Raw genomic sequence first — 5,328 nt, forward strand, 5'->3', positions numbered from 1 at the left:
CCGCCGCCGCCGCCGTAGCCGCCGCGACCGCCGCCACCGCCGCCGCCTTCACGGGGGGTTGCTTTGTTGACGCGGATCATGCGACCCATCCACTCGACGTTCTGAAGATCGTCGATGGCTTTCTGTTCGTCAGCATCGTTCGCCATTTCGACGAAAGCGAAGCCGCGCTTGCGGCCAGTCTCACGATCGAGAGGCAGGCTGCACTTGCTGACCTCGCCGTACTGGCTGAACAGGTCAAGCAAATCCTCTTGTTCAGCTTGGAACGAGAGGTTTCCAACGTAAATGGTCATTCCTTAGACGGAACCTGAAAACTGATTCGTTGATGCTGTGGGGTTCCGTGTGGAGCCTGGAAGCTTTGGGAATCAGGGTTAGCCTACAGCTCCGAGGTCCCAGTGATTTCTTTGGGTCTGGGCGGTAACGAGGCTTAAAGCAAGACCGAAGGGAATCAAAAGAAACGGGTTGATCCCCGATTAATGTCCCATTGTCAGCAAATGAACACCCGCTATCGGGAGCGCCTGATGACGGCACCTGTGCCCTGGAGTTTGGCTTGGAGCAAGACCGGGGAGCTCGCCCCCCAGGATCGCTTTGATCTGTTTCAGACCCTTGTGGCGATCGAAACCGAAGAGGTGCAGCCGTCTTTGGTCGTTGCCGTGGAGAGCATGGGCCTGGCTGAGCTGACCGCGCTCTCCACTGAATCGGTGACGGGCCTCTGTGCCTGAGGCCCGCCTGCGGGCTTGAACTAGCCCTGAACGCGAGAGATCTGAAGTTCGCGATTCAAGACTTTTAGACGCTTCAAGTTGTGGAAGACGTCCTCGGGCATGCCCTTGGGCAGGTCCACCAGGCTGTGGCTGTCAAAGATTTGAATCCGGCCAATGCTGCGGCCGTTTAGGCCGGACTCGTTGGCAATGGCACCGACGATGTTTCCGGGCTTGATCCGGTCGCGCCAGCCCACCTCGATCCGGAAGCGATCCATGTGATCTTCCGGAGGACCCGATTGCTCGCGGGGGCCGCGGCGGGCTCCGGGGGCGTTGCGGGGACCGCGGTCACGATCGCCGAAGCGGTCGTTGCGGCGTCCATCACGGGACTGGGGCTGCTGGCGGATCCAGTTCTCATCGTCATGGACCAGCAGGGGCTGATCGCCGACGGCCATCTGCAGGGCTGCCAAGGCCAGTTGCTCTGGGGCGACCTCGCTTTCCTGGCCGACCCGCTTGATGATTTCTGAGAGCAGGGCCTGCTGTTCGCTGAGGTTGCTGGTCTCTTCGCTGTTGAGCCCTTTCACGGTTTCGCTCAGGCGCTCGCGCAGGCGATCCAGGCGGCTCTGGTTGATGCTCGCGTTGGTGGGGATCTCCATCGGTTCGATGGGGCGACCCACGGCGCGCTCAAGCCCGGTGATGAAGCGGCGCTCGCGCGGCGTCACGAACAGGATCGCGTTGCCGGTGCGGCCAGCACGGCCGGTGCGGCCGATGCGGTGGACGTAGGCCTCGGAGTCGAAGGGGATGTCGTAGTTAATGACCAGGCTGATCCGGTCCACATCCAGGCCGCGGGCCGCCACATCGGTGGCCACCAGCACATCCACGGTGCCGTTCTTCAGGCGCTCAATCGTGCGCTCCCGTTGGCTCTGGGCCACATCACCGTTGAGGACCGCGACGCCATAGCCCTTGGCTTCCAAGGCTTCGGCCACGGTGACCGTGATCGCCTTGGTGCGGGCAAAGATGATGACGCCTTCTTTGGTCTCGGCCTCGAGCACCCGGCTCAGGGCCTCGAGCTTCATCGGACCGTTGACGGTGATGAAGCGCTGCTGAATGCGGCTGGAATCCGACCCTTTGGTCTTGATCGTGATCTCAGCGGGGCTGTTGAGGTACTGATGGGAGATCCGGCGGATCTCGCTGGGCATCGTGGCCGAGAAGAGGACGACCTGACGCTTCTCAGGCAGTTGGCTCAGGACCCACTCGACGTCGTCGATGAAGCCCATGCGCAGCATCTCGTCGGCCTCGTCCAGCACCAGGCTGCGCAGCCCGGAGACATCGAGGGTGCCCTGGCGCATGTGATCCATCACCCGGCCAGGGGTGCCGACCACGACCTGAACCCCGCGCTTGAGCTTGTGGATTTGATCGCGGAAGTCCGATCCGCCATAGACCGGCAGCACCCGCAGATGGGGCAGCTTGGTGGCGTAGCTCTTAAAGGAGTCAGCCACCTGGATGGCCAGCTCGCGGGTGGGGGTCAGCACCAGCACCTGGGGGGTGCGTTGGGTCTCATCCAGAGCCGCCAGCATCGGCAGGGCGAAGGCGGCGGTTTTGCCCGTACCGGTCTGGGCTTGGCCCACCAGGTCGCGGCCGAGCATCAGCTCGGGGATGGCGGCCGCTTGGATCGGGGAGGGTTCGCTGTAGCCGATCTCCTCGAGGGCCTCGAGGATTTCGGGAGAGAAGCCAAACGCTGCAAATCCAGTCTTCTGACTGGGTTCTGCCGTGGTGATTTCGATGCTTTCGCTCGGGGCGCTGTCCTGGCTGCTAGCCAAATCGAGCGCGCTGAGATCCACAGAGCTGGTAGCGCTCTCGAGAGAGGTATTGGTCAAAGTTGGTCTGGGCCTGAATCCTTCGTCGACAGGCCGGCAGACACCCGTTGAAGAAACTGCCTTGCCCTTCACAAAGGGTGAAGAATCAACCTAACACTTGACCCTTTGGTAGTCGTCAGCGAGGCGCTCAATGTCCTCTTCGCTGAGGTGTTCGCCCCGCTGGACTTCAACGATCAGCAGGTTCTCATCCGTTGCGGCAGCCCGGTGCACCGCACCGCAGGGCACCAGCAGGGTGGTGCCGGCCTCCGCCTCGATTGAGGTTCCATCGCATTCCAGCTGACCGGAACCACTGACCACGATCCAGTGCTCCAGCCGGTGTTGGTGGCGCTGCAGGCTGAGGCGGTGGCCGGCCTGGATGCAGAGCCGTTTCACCAGGTACCCATCACCGGAACCGATGGTTTCGAACCAGCCCCAAGGCCGCTGAACGATGCCTGGCTCCGCCATGGGCGCAGGCTAGGTCGGTTTCTTGGCTGCGCCTACCGGTGTGATCAAGGTGGCCTGCCGTTGCGCGCGGGTCAGGCCGGTGTAGATCAGGCGCGGATCCAGAGCCCGGTTCGCCGGCAGCAGGAACAGCACGGTTCTGTATTGGCTGCCCTGGGACTTATGCACCGTCAGCGCAAAGGCCGGCTCCGCTCCACTGAGCTGCGCCGGGTGCAGGAGCCGCTGGCCCGGCATCAAGACCCGGCGCTCCGAGTGGTGTTGAACGACGACACCGATGTCGCCATTGGCAAGGCCTTGGTCGGCGCGGTTGAGGCGATTGAGGACTGGGGTGCCTGGGGGCCAGTGCAGGGGACCGCTTTTGGCGAGGTCGCCCAGCAGGGCGCGGTGCACCGCCTCCACCCCCCAGGGCCCGAGGCGGAGGGGACTGAGCACCACCAGTTCCTCCAGTTGGGCCAGCAGGGCGTCGCTTTGTTCGCTGCTGGGTCTTCCCCCTTGCCACTCCAGGGCTTGGCAGCGTTGACGCAGGGCCGCGGCGTGCTGTTGCAGCGCCTCCAGCAGGGGTGTTGGCAGGCTGCGGCTGGAGGCCTCGAGCCAGCTCACGTTGTCGCTGGCGGTCAGGGCCTGGAGGCTGGGTTGCAGGGCGGCGAGCAGGTCCCCCTGCACTGCATTCGGCTGTTGCCGGAGTTGCTCGGCCAGCTCGGCGATCGCGCCGTCGTTGCGGTAGGTGGTGCGCAGTTCGACGGCGGCTGCCCCCAGCAGGCTGAGTCGCTCCGGCCGGCAGAGCTCTTCGAGCACGGCTCCAGTTCCAACGGGCGGCAGTTGGTTGGCGTCGCCGACGAGCAGCAGTCGCGCCTCCGCCGGCAAGGCCTCCAGCAGAGCCGCCATCAGCGGCAAATCCACCATCGACAGTTCATCGACCACCAGTAGATCCAGCTCCAGGGGATGGCGGCGATTGCGGCCAAAGCGCAGCTCCCCCTGGGCCTCCAGCAGACGGTGCAGGGTGCTGCTGGGGAGGCTCTGAAGCGTTGGATCGAGACCCTGGCTGCCGTGACTGACGGAGCTCGCCAGGCGGGCTGCAGCTTTCCCCGTTGGTGCCGCCAGGTGAATCCGCAGCGACGGTGTCTGGTGCAGGCAGGCGGCCAACATCTGCACGACAGTCGAGGTCTTGCCGGTGCCCGGGCCGCCGGTGAGCAGCACCAGGTCCTGGCCCAGGGCCGCTGAGACGGCTTGGCATTGGCGGGGGTCCAGGCCCGCTTGCGCCGCCGCGGCCAGGGCCGCTTTCCGCTCGCTTTCCTGCAGGGGGCGCCGGCGTTGGGCGCGCTGCTCCAGAGCGCTGAGGCACTGCTGGAGTTGCTCATGCCAGCGTCTCCAGCGCAGCACCAGTCCGTCTTGAACGATCGGTGCTTCCGGGCCCGCGAGCCAGCCGGCCTCCTCCAGGGCCGAGACCGCAGCAGCGGGCCAGTCCTCAGGGGGGACTCCATCGGGCTGCGGGCCCCGTAGATCAAGCCCCAGCTCGCCTTGTTCGAGCGCCTCGATTAAGGCCTGCACCATGGGCTGCAGCAGGGCACTGCCGCGCTGGGGCGGCAGCAGCCGCTGGAGGCTGTCGAGCACTGCGGCGCTCAGGGTGCTCATGGTTGGCCCTCCCTCAGCAGGGCATCAAGGGCGAGGACCCGATCGAGGCTGGGTTGATCCACCAGCACCCCTGGCGTCGGGGCCGTGGGATCGGGGGTGGGACCGGGCACCCCCCGCAGGAAGACGTAGGCGTAGCCCCCCAGGTGTTGGGCGGGGTCGTAGTTCGGTAGCCGCCAGAGCAGGTAGCGGTGCAGGGCCACCAGGTACAGGTGGGCCTGCAGCGGGTAGTGGCTGCTCGCCATCAGGGTCTCCATCGCCGGCTCGAGGTAGTCGTTGGGGCCGCAATGGGTGACGCTGCCGAGACGATCGCGCTGACCGAGCCAATTGCTCTTCCAGTCCGTCACCCACCAGCGGCCCTCCCAGCAGAAGAGCAGGTCGATCGAGCCGGTCAGGAAGCCTCGGCTGGCCACCTCGAGGGTCTGCAGCGTTTTGGCATAGCTCCCTCCAAAGCGGCCGCCGGGGTGACTGGCGAAGGCCTGGGCCAGGCCGCTGCTGCGCACCAGACGGACCTCCCCTTCTCCGGTCGCTAAGGGGAGATCGAAGTTCATCTCATTGAGCCAAGACCCGGCCTTCAGGTCCCCCAGCCGGCAGGCGCCCAGGGGACCGCCCAGGGGCGTGAGCATCAGTTGCTGCAGCCCCTCGAAAAGGCCTTCGCACGACGGGCCCCCCAGGCCGGCCCGCTG

Annotated in this window: 5 protein-coding genes and 1 pseudogene; 1 reads left to right on the plus strand and 5 read right to left on the minus strand. The window is 65.5% G+C overall.

Going from position 1 to position 5,328, the window contains the following annotated elements:
• Positions 1-290: RNA-binding protein (locus tag QZ184_RS09900; protein WP_296419387.1), on the minus strand; the 290-nt coding region annotated here is incomplete at its 3' end.
• Positions 291-491: 201 nt separating this feature from the next.
• Between QZ184_RS09900 and QZ184_RS09905 the strand changes: the two genes are divergently transcribed.
• Positions 492-719 (plus strand): hypothetical protein, encoded by a 228-nt coding sequence (locus QZ184_RS09905; RefSeq protein ID WP_296415373.1) that lies wholly within the window; start codon positions 492-494, stop codon positions 717-719.
• A 20-nt stretch (positions 720-739) separates the two neighbouring features.
• On the opposite strand, the gene QZ184_RS09910 is transcribed toward QZ184_RS09905, so the two are convergent.
• From QZ184_RS09910 to QZ184_RS09925, 4 genes and pseudogenes are all read right to left on the minus strand, one after another.
• Positions 740-2,572, minus strand: coding sequence for a DEAD/DEAH box helicase (locus tag QZ184_RS09910; RefSeq protein ID WP_029626387.1), 1,833 nt, complete (start codon positions 2,570-2,572; stop codon positions 740-742).
• 90 nt (positions 2,573-2,662) lie between these two features.
• Positions 2,663-3,016 (minus strand): phosphomannose isomerase type II C-terminal cupin domain, encoded by a 354-nt coding sequence (locus QZ184_RS09915; protein WP_296419391.1) that lies wholly within the window; start codon positions 3,014-3,016, stop codon positions 2,663-2,665.
• Positions 3,017-3,025: 9 nt separating this feature from the next.
• Complete coding sequence (recD, locus tag QZ184_RS09920) at positions 3,026-4,645, minus strand: exodeoxyribonuclease V subunit alpha (protein WP_296419394.1); 1,620 nt, start codon at positions 4,643-4,645, stop codon at positions 3,026-3,028.
• Positions 4,642-5,328: pseudogene (locus QZ184_RS09925) on the minus strand (DNA helicase UvrD); the annotation flags it as partial. The pseudogene QZ184_RS09925 and the gene recD, both read right to left, overlap by 4 nt.

This window comes from Vulcanococcus sp. DEBay_Sum22DG08_74 (assembly GCF_017852955.1).
In the GTDB taxonomy this organism is placed as follows: Bacteria; Cyanobacteriota; Cyanobacteriia; order PCC-6307; family Cyanobiaceae; genus Vulcanococcus.